At 47.1% G+C, this 17,078-nt stretch carries 31 protein-coding genes; all 31 read right to left on the reverse strand.

Features of this window, described 5'->3' with window-relative positions:
• Positions 1-624: 624 nt before the first annotated feature.
• Positions 625-1,011: a 50S ribosomal protein L17 gene (gene rplQ, locus C9I92_RS19070; RefSeq protein WP_047885208.1), complete on the reverse strand. Its 387-nt coding sequence runs from the start codon at positions 1,009-1,011 to the stop codon at positions 625-627.
• A gap of 33 nt (positions 1,012-1,044) precedes the next feature.
• A complete protein-coding gene (locus C9I92_RS19075; RefSeq protein WP_047885209.1) occupies positions 1,045-2,034 on the reverse strand; it encodes a DNA-directed RNA polymerase subunit alpha in 990 nt (329 codons plus the stop codon).
• A 23-nt stretch (positions 2,035-2,057) separates the two neighbouring features.
• Entirely contained in the window at positions 2,058-2,678 is a 621-nt protein-coding gene (rpsD, locus tag C9I92_RS19080) for a 30S ribosomal protein S4 (protein WP_047885210.1), read from the reverse strand.
• Between the two features lie 33 nt (positions 2,679-2,711).
• Complete coding sequence (gene rpsK / locus C9I92_RS19085) at positions 2,712-3,101, reverse strand: 30S ribosomal protein S11 (protein ID WP_005370963.1); 390 nt, start codon at positions 3,099-3,101, stop codon at positions 2,712-2,714.
• Between the two features lie 18 nt (positions 3,102-3,119).
• Complete coding sequence (gene rpsM, locus C9I92_RS19090) at positions 3,120-3,476, reverse strand: 30S ribosomal protein S13 (protein ID WP_047885211.1); 357 nt, start codon at positions 3,474-3,476, stop codon at positions 3,120-3,122.
• A gap of 145 nt (positions 3,477-3,621) precedes the next feature.
• Positions 3,622-3,735: a 50S ribosomal protein L36 gene (rpmJ, locus tag C9I92_RS19095; protein ID WP_000868186.1), complete on the reverse strand. Its 114-nt coding sequence runs from the start codon at positions 3,733-3,735 to the stop codon at positions 3,622-3,624.
• A 31-nt stretch (positions 3,736-3,766) separates the two neighbouring features.
• Positions 3,767-5,092: a preprotein translocase subunit SecY gene (gene secY, locus C9I92_RS19100; protein ID WP_047885212.1), complete on the reverse strand. Its 1,326-nt coding sequence runs from the start codon at positions 5,090-5,092 to the stop codon at positions 3,767-3,769.
• Positions 5,093-5,114: 22 nt separating this feature from the next.
• The gene (gene rplO, locus C9I92_RS19105; protein ID WP_047885213.1) at positions 5,115-5,549 is read right to left on the reverse strand and encodes a 50S ribosomal protein L15; all 435 of its coding nucleotides are present in this window, start codon (positions 5,547-5,549) and stop codon (positions 5,115-5,117) included.
• A 5-nt stretch (positions 5,550-5,554) separates the two neighbouring features.
• Positions 5,555-5,734 (reverse strand): 50S ribosomal protein L30, encoded by a 180-nt coding sequence (gene rpmD, locus C9I92_RS19110; RefSeq protein WP_047885214.1) that lies wholly within the window; start codon positions 5,732-5,734, stop codon positions 5,555-5,557.
• 5 nt (positions 5,735-5,739) lie between these two features.
• The gene (gene rpsE / locus C9I92_RS19115) at positions 5,740-6,237 is read right to left on the reverse strand and encodes a 30S ribosomal protein S5 (RefSeq protein ID WP_047885215.1); all 498 of its coding nucleotides are present in this window, start codon (positions 6,235-6,237) and stop codon (positions 5,740-5,742) included.
• A gap of 12 nt (positions 6,238-6,249) precedes the next feature.
• Positions 6,250-6,603, reverse strand: a complete 354-nt coding sequence (gene rplR / locus C9I92_RS19120; protein WP_007469105.1) for a 50S ribosomal protein L18 — start codon at positions 6,601-6,603, stop codon at positions 6,250-6,252.
• A gap of 9 nt (positions 6,604-6,612) precedes the next feature.
• Entirely contained in the window at positions 6,613-7,146 is a 534-nt protein-coding gene (rplF, locus tag C9I92_RS19125) for a 50S ribosomal protein L6 (protein WP_047885216.1), read from the reverse strand.
• A gap of 12 nt (positions 7,147-7,158) precedes the next feature.
• Positions 7,159-7,551 carry a 30S ribosomal protein S8 gene (gene rpsH / locus C9I92_RS19130; protein WP_047885217.1) on the reverse strand — a complete coding sequence of 131 codons (393 nt, stop codon included), beginning with the start codon at positions 7,549-7,551 and terminating at the stop codon, positions 7,159-7,161.
• A 37-nt stretch (positions 7,552-7,588) separates the two neighbouring features.
• A complete protein-coding gene (rpsN, locus tag C9I92_RS19135) occupies positions 7,589-7,894 on the reverse strand; it encodes a 30S ribosomal protein S14 (RefSeq protein WP_047885218.1) in 306 nt (101 codons plus the stop codon).
• A 15-nt stretch (positions 7,895-7,909) separates the two neighbouring features.
• On the reverse strand, positions 7,910-8,449 hold the full coding sequence (gene rplE, locus C9I92_RS19140; protein ID WP_047885219.1) for a 50S ribosomal protein L5: 540 nt from the start codon (positions 8,447-8,449) through the stop codon (positions 7,910-7,912).
• A 15-nt stretch (positions 8,450-8,464) separates the two neighbouring features.
• On the reverse strand, positions 8,465-8,776 hold the full coding sequence (rplX, locus tag C9I92_RS19145; protein WP_047885220.1) for a 50S ribosomal protein L24: 312 nt from the start codon (positions 8,774-8,776) through the stop codon (positions 8,465-8,467).
• 12 nt (positions 8,777-8,788) lie between these two features.
• Entirely contained in the window at positions 8,789-9,160 is a 372-nt protein-coding gene (gene rplN / locus C9I92_RS19150) for a 50S ribosomal protein L14 (protein ID WP_047885221.1), read from the reverse strand.
• 163 nt (positions 9,161-9,323) lie between these two features.
• The gene (rpsQ, locus tag C9I92_RS19155) at positions 9,324-9,578 is read right to left on the reverse strand and encodes a 30S ribosomal protein S17 (RefSeq protein WP_047885222.1); all 255 of its coding nucleotides are present in this window, start codon (positions 9,576-9,578) and stop codon (positions 9,324-9,326) included.
• Positions 9,578-9,769, reverse strand: a complete 192-nt coding sequence (gene rpmC, locus C9I92_RS19160) for a 50S ribosomal protein L29 (protein ID WP_047885223.1) — start codon at positions 9,767-9,769, stop codon at positions 9,578-9,580. The genes rpsQ and rpmC overlap by 1 nt, the downstream gene beginning before the upstream one ends.
• Entirely contained in the window at positions 9,769-10,179 is a 411-nt protein-coding gene (gene rplP / locus C9I92_RS19165; RefSeq protein WP_047885224.1) for a 50S ribosomal protein L16, read from the reverse strand. Before rplP ends, rpmC begins: the two co-directional genes overlap by 1 nt.
• An 11-nt stretch (positions 10,180-10,190) precedes the next feature.
• Entirely contained in the window at positions 10,191-10,880 is a 690-nt protein-coding gene (gene rpsC, locus C9I92_RS19170) for a 30S ribosomal protein S3 (RefSeq protein ID WP_047885225.1), read from the reverse strand.
• A gap of 19 nt (positions 10,881-10,899) precedes the next feature.
• The gene (gene rplV / locus C9I92_RS19175; protein WP_047885226.1) at positions 10,900-11,232 is read right to left on the reverse strand and encodes a 50S ribosomal protein L22; all 333 of its coding nucleotides are present in this window, start codon (positions 11,230-11,232) and stop codon (positions 10,900-10,902) included.
• Between the two features lie 14 nt (positions 11,233-11,246).
• Entirely contained in the window at positions 11,247-11,525 is a 279-nt protein-coding gene (gene rpsS / locus C9I92_RS19180) for a 30S ribosomal protein S19 (protein ID WP_007469141.1), read from the reverse strand.
• Positions 11,526-11,545: 20 nt separating this feature from the next.
• A complete protein-coding gene (gene rplB, locus C9I92_RS19185) occupies positions 11,546-12,370 on the reverse strand; it encodes a 50S ribosomal protein L2 (RefSeq protein WP_047885227.1) in 825 nt (274 codons plus the stop codon).
• Positions 12,371-12,388: 18 nt separating this feature from the next.
• Complete coding sequence (gene rplW, locus C9I92_RS19190; protein ID WP_047876489.1) at positions 12,389-12,691, reverse strand: 50S ribosomal protein L23; 303 nt, start codon at positions 12,689-12,691, stop codon at positions 12,389-12,391.
• A complete protein-coding gene (gene rplD / locus C9I92_RS19195) occupies positions 12,688-13,290 on the reverse strand; it encodes a 50S ribosomal protein L4 (protein ID WP_047885228.1) in 603 nt (200 codons plus the stop codon). The genes rplW and rplD overlap by 4 nt, the downstream gene beginning before the upstream one ends.
• Before the next feature lie 16 nt (positions 13,291-13,306).
• Complete coding sequence (gene rplC / locus C9I92_RS19200) at positions 13,307-13,936, reverse strand: 50S ribosomal protein L3 (RefSeq protein WP_047885229.1); 630 nt, start codon at positions 13,934-13,936, stop codon at positions 13,307-13,309.
• A 15-nt stretch (positions 13,937-13,951) separates the two neighbouring features.
• Positions 13,952-14,263, reverse strand: coding sequence for a 30S ribosomal protein S10 (gene rpsJ / locus C9I92_RS19205; RefSeq protein WP_002541412.1), 312 nt, complete (start codon positions 14,261-14,263; stop codon positions 13,952-13,954).
• A gap of 440 nt (positions 14,264-14,703) precedes the next feature.
• Positions 14,704-15,180: a bacterioferritin gene (bfr, locus tag C9I92_RS19210; protein WP_047885230.1), complete on the reverse strand. Its 477-nt coding sequence runs from the start codon at positions 15,178-15,180 to the stop codon at positions 14,704-14,706.
• Positions 15,181-15,252: 72 nt separating this feature from the next.
• A complete protein-coding gene (locus C9I92_RS19215; RefSeq protein ID WP_047885231.1) occupies positions 15,253-15,441 on the reverse strand; it encodes a (2Fe-2S)-binding protein in 189 nt (62 codons plus the stop codon).
• Positions 15,442-15,856: 415 nt separating this feature from the next.
• The gene (gene tuf / locus C9I92_RS19220; RefSeq protein WP_107193913.1) at positions 15,857-17,041 is read right to left on the reverse strand and encodes an elongation factor Tu; all 1,185 of its coding nucleotides are present in this window, start codon (positions 17,039-17,041) and stop codon (positions 15,857-15,859) included.
• Positions 17,042-17,078 lie beyond the last annotated feature (37 nt).

The raw sequence follows: 17,078 nt of genomic DNA on the forward strand, positions 1-17,078 counted from the left end.
GAATTAAATTGACTGTGCCAAAATAACCGAAGTCATTTTGAATTGGTCACTCAGTTCATCGATAAATCTTTTTGACTATCAGTTCACGAGTGCCCACACAGATTGCATGGTCAAATTGTTAAAGAACATATCCAAGCTTTGCTTTCGCATCACGTTGAACAGGGCAGCCATTCTAGCGAATCAGACTTCAGTGTCAAACACTTTTTTCAACCGATTCTGCTGCCGGCTAACACGTGTAACTTCGAGTTATTCCGTGTCAGTGAGGCGGCATTATAGAGAGCAAAGAACAAATGGCAACAAGAAAAATAAGAAAAAACGCCAACAGGCGAAATAACAATCAACAAGCTGAAATCAGCACACAAAAAGCCCACCACTCCCCTATTCAGGCTTTTAAATACTTTTGAACGTTGAAAACCATTCTGAAGCCCTGTTCCGAAAGAAAAAGGATTGGCTAAAGTGAAAGAAGAGTAATGAATAAGTAGATAAGTAGATAAGTAGATAAGTAGATAAGTAGATAAGTAGATAAGTAGATAAGTAGATAAGTAGATAAGTAGATAAGTAGAGTTATATAAAAAAGCCGAGTCAAGATGACTCGGCTTCTTATATTTAACTAGTAGCTAGTGCTTATTCAGCAGCTGCTTCTTCCTGAACTTCAGGACGGTCTACTAGCTCGATGTAAGCCATAGGAGCTTTATCGCCAGCACGGAAACCGCATTTCATGATGCGAGTGTAACCGCCTGGACGCTGAGCAAAGCGTGGACCTAGTTCGTTAAATAGTTTCGCAACTACTTCGTTGTCACGAGTACGTGCGAATGCCAGACGACGGTTAGCAACACTGTCAGTCTTAGCTAGGGTAATCAATGGCTCAATTACGCGACGCAGCTCTTTTGCCTTAGGCAGGGTAGTCTTGATAAGTTCGTGACGTACCAGAGAGCCAGCCATGTTGCTGAACATCGCTTTGCGATGGCTGCTGTTGCGGTTGAGTTGACGACCACTCTTACGATGGCGCATGACCTAATCCTTCTAACTAGATATCAGTAACTATTAATCTTCAGCAATTGATGCTGGCGGCCAATTTTCTAGGCGCATACCCAGAGACAGGCCACGTGATGCCAGCACGTCTTTGATTTCTGTCAAAGACTTCTTACCCAGGTTAGGCGTTTTAAGAAGCTCAACCTCAGTACGCTGAACGAGATCACCGATGTAGTGGATCGCTTCTGCTTTCAAACAGTTAGCAGAGCGAACAGTTAGTTCAAGATCGTCTACAGGACGCAGTAGGATCGGATCGAACTCCGGCTTCTCTTCTTTCTCTTCAGGAACTCGTACATCACGCAGATCTACGAATGCATCCAGTTGCTCAGCTAGAATAGTAGCTGCGCGACGAATAGCTTCCTCAGGGTCAAGAGTACCGTTAGTCTCCATATCGATAACCAGCTTATCTAGGTCAGTACGCTGTTCAACACGTGCTGCTTCAACGCTGTATGCGATACGGTCAACTGGGCTGAAAGTTGCGTCAACTAACAGACGGCCAATTGGGCGCTCGTCTTCTTCTGTGTGAATACGAGCAGACGCCGGTACGTAGCCACGACCACGCTCTACCTTGATGCGCATGCTGATTTCAGCATTGTCATCAGTTAGGTGGCAGATTACGTGTTCTGGGTTCGCAATCTCAACATCACCGTCGTGGGTGATGTCACCTGCAACAACAGGGCCTGCACCAGATTTGTTCAGAGTAATGATAACTTCATCTTTACCCTCAACCTTAACGGCTAGGCCTTTAAGGTTTAGAAGGATTTCAAGAATATCTTCCTGTACTCCTTCTTTGGTGCTGTACTCGTGTAACACACCGTCGATTTCTACTTCAGTAACGGCACAACCCGGCATAGAAGATAGAAGAATACGACGTAGAGCGTTGCCCAGAGTGTGGCCAAAACCACGCTCTAGTGGCTCAAGAGTTACTTTTGCGTGCGTCGTGTTAACTTGTTCAATATCAACAAGACGTGGCTTAAGAAATTCTGTTACAGAACCCTGCATTGTGTCCTCTCTTAACTATAGCCTTACTTAGAGTAAAGCTCGACGATCAGGTGTTCGTTGATGTCGGCAGACAAATCAGAACGCTCTGGAAGACGCTTGAACGTACCTTCCATCTTGCTGCTGTCTACTTCGACCCAAGTTGGTAGTTCACGCTGAGTAGCAACTTCAAGAGCTGCTTTGATGCGTGCTTGGTTCTTAGCTTTCTCACGAACGCTAACAACGTCGTTTGCCGCTACCTTGAAAGAAGGAACGTTTACGACTTTACCGTTAACTAGGATCGCTTTGTGGCTTACCAGCTGACGTGCTTCCGCGCGAGTTGCGCCAAAGCCCATGCGGTAAACTACGTTATCCAGACGACCTTCTAGAAGTTGCAGCAGGTTTTCACCAGTGTTGCCTTTCAGGCGAGCAGCTTCTTTGTAGTAGTTACGGAATTGCTTCTCTAGTACGCCGTAAGTACGACGAACTTTTTGCTTCTCACGAAGCTGAACGCCGTAGTCAGACAGACGACCGCGACGCGCACCGTGCATACCCGGTGCATTATCAATTTTACACTTGGTATCAATCGCGCGTACACCAGACTTAAGGAACAAGTCTGTGCCTTCACGACGGCTAAGCTTCAGCTTAGGACCCAAATATCTTGCCATGTTCTTTCTCCAGTTTTCCTAGAAACGCAAACGTTATACGCGACGTTTCTTAGGTGGACGACAACCGTTATGAGGGATCGGAGTCGCATCAACAATGTTAGTGATACGGAAACCCGCAGCGTTTAGAGCGCGGATAGTAGACTCACGACCTGGACCTGGGCCCTTAACCATAACTTCCAGGTTCTTAACGCCATATTCTTTGGCCATTTCACCACAACGCTCAGCAGCAACCTGTGCAGCGAACGGAGTAGATTTACGAGAACCACGGAAGCCAGAACCACCTGCAGTAGCCCAAGATAGAGCGTTACCCTGACGGTCAGTAATGGTTACGATTGTGTTATTGAAAGAAGCATGGATGTGCGCAACGCCATCAGCAACTTGCTTACGTACGCGCTTACGAGCGCGAGTTGGTTGTTTAGCCATTGTACTCTACCCTTCCGATTATTTCTTGATCGGCTTGCGCGGACCCTTACGGGTACGTGCGTTGGTTTTAGTACGCTGTCCACGTAGTGGTAGACTGCGACGATGACGAAGACCACGGTAACAACCAAGGTCCATTAGACGCTTGATGTTCATGGAAACTTCACGACGTAGATCACCTTCTACAGTGTACTTAGCTACACCATCACGCAGTAGATCGATCTGCTCTTCAGATAGTTCACTGATCTTAACACTTTCAGCGATACCCGCTTCAGCTAGGATAGCTTTTGAGCGAGTTTTACCGATACCGTAGATCGCAGTAAGAGCGATTACAGAATGTTTATGATCAGGAATGTTAATGCCTGCAATACGGGCCACTATTCACTCCTAGTACTTTTCAAGAATAACCGCTGCAAAGCCCGTTTAGGATACGCAGCGGTGGAACAATTCTTTTGCACACACAAAAGATTGGTTGGCTAATTTAGCCAACCTACCTTCAATTTGCAAGAAATATTTCTGCTAATTAGCCTTGGCGCTGTTTGTGCTTTGGCTCACTGCAAATTACACGCACAACACCGTTGCGCTTGATAACTTTACAGTTACGGCAGATTTTCTTAACGGAAGCACGAACTTTCATTGCTAAACTCCGTAAATAGGATAAACCACTCTTAACGGCTTGAGCCTTTAAGATTAGCCTTTTTCAACACAGACTCATATTGTTGAGACATCAAATGTGTCTGAACTTGAGCCATGAAGTCCATAATGACTACAACTACAATCAGTAGTGAAGTACCGCCAAAGTAGAAGCGGACATTCCATGCAATCATCATAAACTCGGGGATCAGACAGATAAAGGTGATATACAACGCGCCAGCCAATGTCAGGCGAGTCATCACTTTATCAATGTATTTTGCGGTCTGTTCGCCCGGGCGAATACCAGGTACGAATGCACCAGACTTCTTCAAGTTATCTGCTGTCTCGCGAGGGTTGAACACCAACGCGGTATAGAAGAAACAGAAGAAGATAATCGCAGCTGCATAAAGCATCACATAAAGTGGTTGACCTGGGCTCAATGCCAGCGAAATATCACTTAGCCAGCCTAGGTTTTCATTCTGACCGAACCACTGAGCTAGTGTACCCGGAAACAGAATAATACTTGATGCAAAAATCGCTGGAATTACGCCTGCCATGTTGATTTTCAACGGCAGGTGAGTGCTTTGTGCGGCGAAGACACGACGGCCTTGTTGACGCTTAGCGTAGTTAACGACGATACGACGCTGACCACGTTCCATAAACACTACAAAGTAGATTACAGCGAAAGAAATTACTGCAATTAAAAGCAGAAGAAGTACGTGCAATTCACCTTGACGCGCTTGCTCCACTGTCTGTCCAATAGCTGGCGGCAGACCTGCAACGATACCTGTGAAGATAATCAGAGATATACCGTTACCAATGCCACGCTCTGTAATTTGCTCACCTAACCACATTAAGAACATGGTACCAGTAACCAAACTCACAACCGCAACAAAGTAGAATCCAAGGCCTGGATTAATGACCAAGCCAGGGATCATACTTGGTAACCCTGTTGCAATACCAATTGCTTGGAAGGTTGCCAAAACGAGCGTGCCGTAGCGGGTGTACTGACTGATTTTACGTCGGCCAGACTCCCCTTCCTTCTTCAATTCGGCCAGTGCCGGATGAACAACCGTCAGCAACTGAACAATAATCGATGCCGAAATATACGGCATGATACCCAGTGCTAAGATGGAAGCACGCTCAAGAGCACCACCAGAAAACATGTTAAACAGTTCAATGATGGTGCCTTTCTGCTGTTCGAACAGATCGGCAAGTACAGCAGCGTCAATACCAGGAATAGGCACAAAAGAGCCTGCTCGGAAAATTAAGATCGCACCTAATACAAAGAATAGGCGGGACTTAAGCTCTGCTAGGCCACCTTTGGCACTACGAAAATCTTGTCCTGGTTGTTTAGCCATCTGTACCTCATCCTCGAGTTAATTATTCCTCGATTTTACCGCCTGCAGCTTCGATCGCAGCTTTAGCGCCTTTAGTAACGCGTAAACCTTTCACTGTTACTGAACGAGCGATTTCACCAGACAGAACAATCTTTACTACTTCGATGTTCTTAGTGATAACGTTCGCTGCTTTCAGTGTTTCTAGGCTTACTACGTCACCTTCAACTTTCGCTAGCTCAGCTAGACGAACTTCAGCTGTTACCAGGCTCTTACGAGAAGTAAAACCGAATTTTGGTAGACGCTGTTTCAAAGGCATTTGACCGCCTTCAAAGCCTGGACGTACAGAACCACCTGAACGTGATTTCTGACCTTTGTGACCACGGCCACAAGTTTTACCCAGACCTGAACCGATACCACGACCTACGCGCTTCGCAGAAGGCTTAGAGCCCGCAGCCGGTGATAGAGTATTCAAACGCATTCTGATTACTCCTCAACTTTAACCATGTAGTAAACCTTGTTGATCATACCGCGTACGCACGGTGTATCTTCAAGTTCTACAGTGTGGTTGATGCGACGAAGGCCCAGGCCACGCAAAGTAGCTTTGTGCTTCGGCAGACGACCGATTGAGCTCTTGGTCTGCGTCACTTTAATAGTCTTAGCCATGTCGATTACTCCAGAATTTCTTTAACAGAAAGACCACGCTTCGCAGCGATCATTTCTGGAGAGTTCATGCCACTCAAACCGTCAATAGTCGCGCGAACGATGTTGATTGGGTTTGTAGAGCCGTATGCTTTCGCCAGAACGTTACGAACACCCGCAACTTCCAGCACTGCACGCATAGCACCACCGGCGATGATACCAGTACCTTCTGATGCAGGCTGCATGTACACTTTAGAACCAGTGTGGCGGCCTTTAACAGCGTGGTGTAGAGTACCTTCGTTCAGGGCTACAGTAACCATGTTACGGCGTGCTTTTTCCATCGCTTTCTGGATTGCAGCAGGAACTTCACGTGCCTTGCCGTAACCGAAACCAACGCGACCGTTACCGTCACCAACAACAGTTAGTGCAGTAAAGCTGAAAATACGACCACCTTTAACCGTCTTAGATACACGGTTAACAGCGATCAGCTTTTCATGCAAATCTGATTGAGTTTTTTCGTTAGCCATCTTCCGCCTACCTTAGAATTTCAGACCAGCTTCACGAGCAGCTTCTGCTAGTGCAGCGACACGGCCGTGGTATTGGAAACCAGAACGATCGAATGCAACGTTAGAGATGCCTTTTTCAATCGCGCGCTCAGCAATAGCTTTACCTACAACTGCAGCAGCGTCTTTGTTACCGGTGCTCTTAACTTGCTCACGGATCGCTTTTTCTACTGTAGAAGCGGCTGCGATAACTTCAGAACCGTTTGGTGCGATAACCTGAGCGTACACGTGACGTGGAGTACGGTGTACAACTAGGCGAGTTGCACCCAGTTCAGCAATCTTACGACGTGCACGGGTCGCACGACGGATACGAGATGCTTTCTTATCCATAGTGTTACCTTACTTCTTCTTAGCTTCTTTAGTACGCACAACTTCGTCGGCGTAACGAACACCTTTACCTTTGTAAGGCTCAGGGCTACGGTAAGCGCGAATATCAGCAGCTACTTGACCGATCAGCTGCTTATCAGTACCAGTCAGTACGATTTCAGTCTGAGATGGACATTCAGCTTTGATGCCTGCTGGTAGTTCGTGCTCTACTGGGTGAGAGAAGCCAAGAGTCAGACCTACAGCGTTGCCTTTGATAGCAGCACGGTAACCTACACCCTTAAGAACTAGCTTCTTGGTATAGCCTTCAGTAACACCAACAACCATGTTGTTAACTAGTGCACGAGCAGTACCTGCTTGTGCCCAAGCTTTTTCGAAACCTTCACGAGGTCCGAAAGAGATCTTGTTCTCTTCTTGAGAAAGAACAACTGCTTCGTGGATAGTGCGAGTTAGTTCGCCCTTACCACCCTTCACAGTGATTTCCTGACCGTTAAGCTTAACTTCTACGCCGGCAGGAATAACTACTGGTGCTTTTGCAACACGAGACATTTCCTACTCCTATTAAGCTACGTAGCAGATAATCTCACCGCCAAGACCTGCTTTACGAGCAGCGCGGTCGGTCATCAGACCCTTGGAAGTGGATACAACGGCAATACCCAGGCCGCCCATCACTGATGGTAGAGCATCTTTTTTCTTGTAGATGCGCAGACCAGGACGTGATACACGTTGGATTTGCTCGATAACTGGGTTAGCTTCGAAGTACTTAAGAGTCACTTCTAGCTCAGGCTTAACTTCACCAGATACAGTGTAGTCAGCCACATAACCTTCTTCTTTCAGCAGCTCTGCAATAGCAACTTTCAGCTTAGAAGATGGCATTTTAACAGCAACTTTTTTCGCTGCCTGACCGTTACGAATGCGGGTCAGCATATCCGAAATCGGATCTTGCATGCTCATAAGTCAATTACTCCGTGATTCAAATTTGGTAAACAAATTACCAGCTTGCTTTACGCAGACCCGGAATCTCGCCTTTCATGCAAGCTTCACGAACCTTGATACGGCATAGGCCGAACTTACGTAGGTAGCCGTGTGGACGACCAGTCTGGTTACAGCGGTTACGCTGACGAGACTTAGCAGAATCACGTGGTAGTGACTGAAGTTTTAGCACTGCATCCCAGCGATCTTCTTCAGACGCATTCACGTCTTTAATTAGAGCTTTAAGCGCTGCACGCTTTTCAGCGAACTTAGCTACTAGCTTGGCGCGTTTTACTTCGCGCGCCTTCATGGATTCTTTAGCCATTAGTAACCCTTACTTTTACTTACGAAATGGGAAGTTAAAAGCAGATAGCAGAGCACGAGCTTCTTCGTCAGAGTTAGCTGAAGTCGTGATAGTGATGTCTAGACCACGTACACGATCAACTTTATCGTAATCGATCTCTGGGAAGATAATCTGCTCACGAACGCCCATGCTGTAGTTACCACGACCATCGAATGATTTCGGGTTTAGACCACGGAAATCGCGAATACGAGGTACAGCAATAGTGATTAGACGCTCGAAAAAGTCCCACATACGTTCGCCACGTAGAGTTACTTTACAGCCAATAGGGTAGCCCTCACGGATCTTAAAGCCAGCAACAGACTTACGAGCCTTCGTGATTAGCGGTTTCTGACCTGCGATTGCAGTCATGTCAGCAGCTGCGTTTTCAAGAAGTTTCTTGTCGTTGATCGCGTCACCCACACCCATGTTAAGTGTGATTTTCTCGATCCTTGGGACTTGCATGATGCTCTTGTATTCGAACTTTTCAGCAAGTTCTTTTACAATAGTCTCTTTGTAGTAATCATGCAGTTTCGCCATAGTACTACTCCAAAATTACTTAATAGTTTCGCCAGTCGACTTGAAGAAACGTACTTTTTTGCCGTCTTCAAATCGGAAGCCTACACGGTCCGCTTTACCTTCACCGTTAACGATTGCAACGTTAGAAGCTTCAATTGCCGCTTCTTTTTCAACGATGCCACCCTGGATGCCCATAGCCGGAACAGGCTTCTGGTGCTTCTTAACCAGGTTGATACCTTCAACGATAACTTTACCGGTTGCTAGAACCTTAGTTACTTTACCTTTCTTACCTTTATCTTTACCAGTAAGAACGATAACTTCGTCGTTACGACGGATTTTAGCTGCCATTTGAGTTACTCCTTACAGTACTTCAGGCGCTAGTGAAACGATCTTCATGAACTTATCGCCACGAAGCTCGCGAGTCACAGGGCCAAAAATACGAGTACCGATTGGTTGCTCAGTTGTGTTGTTCAACAGTACGCAAGCATTACGGTCAAAACGAATGACAGAGCCGTCTGGACGACGTACGCCTTTACGAGTGCGCACAACCACCGCTTTCAGTACATCACCCTTTTTAACTTTACCGCGTGGAATCGCTTCCTTAACAGTAACTTTGATGATGTCACCGATATGTGCATAGCGACGGTGTGAACCACCCAGAACCTTAATACACATTACGCTACGTGCGCCGGAGTTATCGGCTGCATCCAGCATAGTTTGCATTTGGATCATGTTAGTGCTCCGCTAATTTAAAACATCTAGACCCATCACGGGTCGCTTTGCCTTTTCTACAAAGGCGGCGAATGATAACACTCTTTTCGCCCGATGGGTAGACAAAAAATAAACGGCCCCAAAAATTTTCGGGGCCGCTCAGTTATGTCGTAGCTAAGACCGCTTAGATGCGAGCTTTTTCTACTACACGTACCAGAGTCCAAGATTTGTTCTTAGACAGTGGACGGCACTCACGAATCTCAACTGTGTCGCCGATGCCACACTCGTTGTTCTCATCATGTGCGTGAAGCTTAGTCGTGCGAGTGATGTACTTACCGTAGATTGGGTGTTTCACCTTACGCTCGATTGCAACAACGATAGACTTGTCCATCTTGTCGCTAACTACGCGACCAAGCTGAGTACGAATTTTCTCGCTCATTATGCGTCCGCCTTCTCAGTCAGAACGGTTTTAACACGTGCGATATCGCGACGTACAGCTTTCAGAGTGTGAGTTTGCTGAAGCTGACCAGTTGCAGCCTGCATGCGCAGGTTGAACTGCTCGCGCAGCAGGTTCACAAGCTCAGCATTCAGTTCTTCAACGCTTTTAGCGCGCAGATCTTGTGCTTTCATCACATCACCGCCTTTGTTACGAATGTTGTCTTGATAGGTAGCTTACGTGCAGCAAGATCGAATGCTTCACGAGCCAGTGCTTCAGGAACACCATCCATTTCGTACAGAACTTTACCAGGTTGGATTTGAGCTACCCAGTACTCAACGTTACCTTTACCTTTACCTTGACGAACTTCAAGAGGCTTAGATGTAATTGGTTTGTCTGGGAAGATACGAATCCAGATTTGGCCCTGACGTTTGATGTGACGAGTCATCGCACGACGAGCTGCTTCGATCTGGCGAGCAGTAATACGGCCACGGCCAACTGCTTTAAGACCAAATGTACCGAAGCTTACGTCAGTACCGTTCGCTAGACCGCGGTTACGACCCTTATGAGTCTTGCGGAATTTAGTGCGTTTAGGTTGCAGCATCAATAAACTCCTTATTTACGGCCTTTGCGCTGCTTCTTAGGCTTGTCAGCCTTTGGCTCTTCAACTGGCATGCCGCCCAGAACTTCACCTTTGAAGATCCAAACTTTAACGCCAATTACACCGTATTGGGTGTGAGCCGAAGAAGTTGCGTAATCAATGTCAGCACGAAGAGTGTGTAGAGGTACACGACCTTCACGGTACCACTCAGAACGTGCGATTTCAGCACCGCCTAGACGGCCGCTTACTTCTACTTTGATACCTTTAGCGCCAAGGCGCATAGCGTTCTGTACTGCACGCTTCATAGCGCGACGGAACATAACGCGACGCTCTAGCTGAGACGCGATGCTGTCTGCAACTAGTTGACCGTCTAGCTCAGGCTTACGTACTTCTGCGATGTTGATCTGAGCTGGAACACCAGCGATCTGAGCAACACGTGCACGTAGTTTTTCTACGTCTTCGCCTTTCTTACCGATTACAACGCCTGGACGAGCAGTGTGAATAGTTACACGGATGCTCTTAGCAGGACGCTCGATAACGATGCGTGACAGAGACGCTTTTGCTAGTTCCTTAGTTAGGAACTGACGTACCTTGAAGTCGCCGTCTAGGTTGTCAGCGAACTCTTGGCTGTTAGCAAACCAAGTGGTATTCCATGGCTTAACGATGCCAAGACGAATACCATTAGGATGTACTTTTTGACCCATTGCTTTCTCTCCTAGTCTCTTAGCGGTCTGCTACAACAACAGTGATGTGGCTAGAACGCTTCAAGATGCGATCGGCACGGCCTTTAGCACGAGGCATAATACGCTTCATGGTAGGACCTTCATCAACGAAGATTTTCGCAACATTCAGATCGTCGATGTCTGCGCCTTCGTTGTGTTCTGCGTTAGCGATAGCAGACTCTAGAACTTTCTTGATCAGATCAGCAGCTTTTTTGTTGCTGAAAGTCAGAATTTCTAGAGCTTGTGCAACTGGCTTACCGCGCAGTTGATCTGCAACCAAACGTGCTTTCTGCGGTGAGATGCGAGCAAAGCGATGTTTAGCGATAGCTTCCATTACCTATACTCCTCTTAGCGCTTCTTAGCTTTCTTATCCGCAGCGTGACCGCGGTAAGTGCGTGTTGGTGCAAATTCGCCTAGCTTGTGACCGATCATTTCTTCAGAAACGAAAACAGGAACGTGCTGACGACCATTATGGACAGCGATGGTCAAACCGATCATCTGAGGGATGATCATTGAGCGACGGGACCAAGTCTTAACAGGCTTCTTGTCACCGCTTTCCACCGCTTTCTCTACCTTCTTCAGCAAGTGCAGGTCAATAAAAGGACCTTTCTTGAGAGAACGTGGCATGGCTTATCCTCTGATATAAATTACTTGTTACGACGACGTACGATGTACTTGTCGGTACGTTTGTTCTTACGAGTTTTGTAACCCTTAGTCGGTACACCCCATGGTGTCACTGGGTGACGACCACCAGAAGTACGACCTTCACCACCACCGTGTGGGTGGTCAACTGGGTTCATTACAACACCACGTACAGTTGGACGAACACCGCGCCAACGTGAAGCACCAGCTTTACCTAGTTCACGTAGCATGTGTTCTGCGTTACCAACTTCACCAAGAGTCGCACGACCATCAGCAAGAACTTTACGCATCTCACCAGAACGCAGACGCAGAGTCACGTAAGTGCCTGCACGAGCAACGATCTGAGCGTATGCACCAGCTGAACGAGCCAGCTGAGCACCTTTACCAGGCTTCAGTTCAACACAGTGTACTGTTGAACCTACTGGGATGTTGCGCATTGGTAAAGTGTTACCAACTTTGATCGCAGCATCTTCACCAGACTGGATAGCGTCACCAGCCTGCAGGCCTTTAGGCGCGATGATGTAGCGGCGTTCACCGTCTGCGTATAGTACCAGAGCGATGTTTGCACTACGGTTTGGATCGTATTCTAGACGCTCAACTTTCGCTGGGATGCCATCTTTAGTACGTTTGAAGTCAATGATACGGTAAGCATTTTTGTTACCACCACCGATGTGACGTACTGTGATACGACCGTTGTTGTTACGACCACCAGTCTTAGATTTTTTCTCTAGCAGTGGTGCGTACGGCTTACCCTTATGCAGGTCAGAGTTAACCACTTTAACTACGTGGCGACGACCTGGGGAAGTCGGCTTACATTTTACAATAGCCATTCTTCTTTGCTCCTAGCCTTACTCTGCACTACCAGCGAAGTCGATGTCTTGACCTTCTTTCAAGATCACATACGCTTTCTTCACGTCTGAACGACGGCCTTGACGCATGCCTTGACGCTTGGTCTTACCCTTAGTGATAAGAGTATTTACAGACTTAACTTCAACCTCGAACAGTTTTTCAACTGCTGCTTTGATCTCTTTCTTAGTTGCGTTCATCGCTACTTTGAAAACGATAGTGTTACCGTTTTCTGCAGCCATAGTCGCTTTTTCAGAGATGTGCGGAGCACGCAGAACTTTCAGGATACGCTCTTCAGTGATCATGCCAGCATCTCCTCAACTTGTTTAACTGCATCAGCAGTCATCACAACTTTATCGAAAGCGATCAAGCTAACTGGGTCGATTGCCTTAGCATCACGAACGTCTACTTTGTATAGGTTACGTGCAGCCAGGAACAGATTCTCATCTAGTTCGCCAGTTACGATCAGCGCGTCAGTCAGCTCAAGCTCTTTCAGCTTAGCAACCAGCGCTTTAGTTTTTGGTGCTTCGATTGAGAAGCTGTCTACAACAACCAGACGCTCTTGACGTACTAGTTCAGACAGGATGCTCTTCATCGCACCACGGTACATTTTCTTGTTAACTTTCTGGCTGTGGTCTTGTGGACGAGCAGCGAAAGTTACACCACCGGTACGCCATAGTGGGCTACGGATTGTACCTGCACGAGCGCGACCTGTACCTTTCTGGCGCCATGGCTTAGCGCCACCACCAGAAACGTCAGAACGGGTTTTCTGAGCACGAGTACCTTGACGAGCACCTGCTGCATAAGCAACAACTACCTGATGTACAAGCGCTTCATTAAACTCACGCCCAAAAGTAGTTTCGGAGACAGTTAGCGCGTCAGCGCCTTTGACTACCAATTCCATTACTAACTCCTCGACGTTACGCTTTAACAGCTGGTTTAACGATCACGTTACCGCCAGTTGCGCCTGGGACTGCACCTTTAATAAGAAGCAGGTTGCGCTCAGCGTCAACACGTACGATCTCTAGGTTTTGAGTCGTTACACGCTCAGCACCCATGTGACCAGCCATTTTCTTGCCTTTAAATACGCGACCTGGAGTCTGACATTGACCGATAGAACCAGGAGCACGGTGAGACAAGGAGTTACCGTGGGTCATATCTTGAGTACGGAAGTTCCAGCGCTTAACAGCACCTTGGAAACCTTTACCCTTAGATGTACCAGTAACGTCTACTTTCTGAATTTCGTTGAACAGCTCAACAGTCAGCTCAGCGCCAACAGCGAACTCTTCGTTGTTCTCTAGACGGAATTCCCAAAGACCGCGACCAGCTTCAACACCTGCTTTCGCAAAGTGGCCAGCTTCTGGCTTAGAAACACGGTTAGCTTTCTTTGCACCAGCAGTTACCTGGATTGCGTTGTAGCCGTCAGTTTCAACAGTTTTAACCTGAGAAACACGGTTCGCTTCAACTTCAACCACAGTTACTGGGATAGAAACGCCATCTTCGGTAAATACGCGGGTCATGCCCACTTTACGACCGATTAGACCAATCATTCTCTTATCTCCCCATTAACCTAGGCTGATTTGAACATCAACGCCAGCAGCTAGGTCTAGACGCATAAGAGCATCAACAGTCTTGTCTGTTGGCTCAACGATGTCGATAAGGCGCTTGTGAGTACGGATTTCGTACTGGTCACGTGCGTCCTTATTAACGTGTGGAGAAATAAGAACAGTGAAACGCTCTTTGCGAGTAGGTAGAGGGATTGGACCCTTAACCTGCGCGCCAGTACGCTTAGCTGTTTCAACGATTTCCGCAGTTGACTGATCGATCAAACGGTGATCGAACGCCTTCAGGCGGATACGAATACGTTGGTTCTGCATGAGACAGAGCTCCAAATATAAAAATTTACACAAACAATATCGCCACTCAGACTCGTTAAGACGAGAGAATGCCGATTGATTTATGTGAACGTAGCATCCATATCGGATACATTGTCAGTCAATTAAATGACTGCGAACATAAGTCAGAGTATACATTAACCAGATCGACTAGCGACCTCTTCCTCAACGCTCATTGGTTCACAACTGCACACTTAGGAGGTTTACCTCAGCAGTGGCGAGCATTATACAGGTCACAAAAAGGAACGCAAGTAATGCTGCAAAAATAATCGTCAACCAATGGATATCGCTTACGAGGCCTTGCCCGAATGCGCCTCAGTAACAGCTATCGGCCATAAAGAAACAGGGCAGCGATAATCGCTGCCCTGCCCCACTGTTGGATTCGACTATATGGCACGAATACAATGTCGCTCGGCTGACCGTTAATCCTCGTCGACAATCTGAGCCTGGTTGTAATTTGCAATACCCATCCGCTCAATCAGATCGAGCTGAGTTTCCAACCAGTCGACATGCTCTTCTTCATCTTCAAGAATGTCCTGGAACAGATCGCGAGACACATAATCCCTCACCTCTTCTGCATAGGCGATGGCATCTCTCAAATCAGGTATAGCCGCCATCTCTAATGCTAAGTCACACTCCAGCATTTCCTGAGTGTCTTCACCAATATTAAGCTTTCCGAGGTCTTGTAAGTTTGGGATACCTTCGAGAAATAAAATCCGCTCAATCAGATGATCCGCATGGTTCATCTCATCAATAGACTCATCATATTCTTTTTTTGCCAGATGCTTTAGCCCCCAGTCCTTGTACATCCGGGCATGAAGGAAATACTGATTGATTGCAACGAGTTCGTTGCCGAGGACCTTGTTGAGGTGTTGGATGATTTTCGGATCAGCTTTCATTACAAAACACTCCTCTGTCAGTTCTATAAAGCATAGAACCGATCAGTTGAGTGTCAAAAAGCAGCCGTTTGATTAGCAGGCTTTTTTATAACTGGGGGTTAGGGTCTGTTCAATAATCGTTTTAGCCTGGCGAATGCACTTGCCACACTGCGAACCCAGCGGAGTCACCTGACGGATTCCACGAATGTCGGTAATTCCTTCTTGCTGAGTCAGTTTAATAATTTTTTTATCGGAAATACCGTGGCAAAGACAAACGTACATACTCACTCCATCGCCTTAATTAACACAGCAAATATAAACAAGAATTGTTTTCATTACTAGTTATAGGGTGGTGAGTTTTTATACCATTTAAGATGTATATACCCCGAGGTATTCCCCAAAAGAATATAACTACATCTATGTAGACTAACTAAGACACGTTTTGGTATTGACGGTATCAGTCTAACATCAGCATAAAAAGTGCCCCTAATTGCGAGTTAGAGAATGGATGTGTGTCATGCAGCGACGCCTTTAACGAAGTGCATTCATCAGTAACAAAGACGATGAGTACCGCCACGCAGCCATTACAGCCTCAGCAAAACCGCTGAAGAAAGAAGAAAGAAGAATCATATGGCACAAATACAAAAAAGGGAGCCGAAGCTCCCTTTTTCAGGTATGTCTTTAAGACAATCGCAAATTAAGCGATGATCGAAGCAACAACACCAGCACCAACTGTACGGCCACCTTCACGGATTGCGAAGCGTAGACCTTCGTCCATCGCGATTGGCGCGATCAGAGTTACAGTCATAGATACGTTGTCGCCTGGCATTACCATCTCAACGCCTTCTGGCAGTTCGATAGTACCAGTCACGTCAGTAGTACGGAAGTAGAACTGTGGACGGTAGCCTTTGAAGAACGGCGTGTGACGGCCACCTTCGTCTTTAGACAGAACGTAGATTTCTGAAGTGAAAGTAGTGTGTGGAGTGATTGAACCTGGCTTAGCCAGAACCTGACCACGCTCAACTTCGTCACGCTTAGTACCACGCAGAAGAACACCAACGTTCTCACCAGCACGGCCTTCGTCCAGAAGCTTACGGAACATCTCAACGCCAGTACAAGTAGTCGTGATAGTATCTTTGATACCAACGATTGCTACTTCGTCACCTACGCGAACGATACCTTGCTCAACACGACCAGTTACAACAGTACCACGGCCTTGGATTGAGAATACGTCTTCGATTGGCAGGATGAACGGCTTGTCGATTGCACGCTCTGGCTCTGGGATGTAAGAATCCAGTGCTTCAGCCAGCTCAACGATTTTCTCTTCCCACTGAGCTTCGCCATTCAGCGCGCCCAGAGCAGAACCCATGATTACTGGGCAGTCGTCGCCTGGGAAGTCGTACTCAGACAGAAGTTCACGAACTTCCATCTCAACCAGCTCAAGCAGCTCTTCGTCATCAACCATGTCACACTTGTTCATGAACACGATGATGTAAGGGATACCAACCTGACGGCCTAGCAGGATGTGCTCACGAGTCTGTGGCATTGGGCCATCAGTAGCAGCAACAACTAGGATACCACCGTCCATCTGAGCAGCACCGGTGATCATGTTCTTAACGTAGTCGGCGTGTCCTGGGCAGTCTACGTGTGCGTAGTGGCGAGTAGGAGTATCGTACTCTACGTGAGAAGTAGAGATTGTGATACCACGCTCACGCTCTTCAGGCGCGTTATCGATAGATGCGAAGTCACGCGCTGCGCCGCCGTATACTTTAGCCAGTACAGTACAGATAGCAGCAGTCAGAGTAGTTTTACCGTGGTCAACGTGGCCGATAGTACCAACGTTAACGTGCGGTTTCGTACGTTCAAATTTTTCTTTAGACACGATCGTGTTCCTTCCTAGTTGTGATACGCCCCACCGG

The sequence above is a fragment of the Photobacterium ganghwense genome, assembly GCF_003025595.1.
GTDB lineage: Bacteria > Pseudomonadota > Gammaproteobacteria > Enterobacterales > Vibrionaceae > Photobacterium > Photobacterium ganghwense.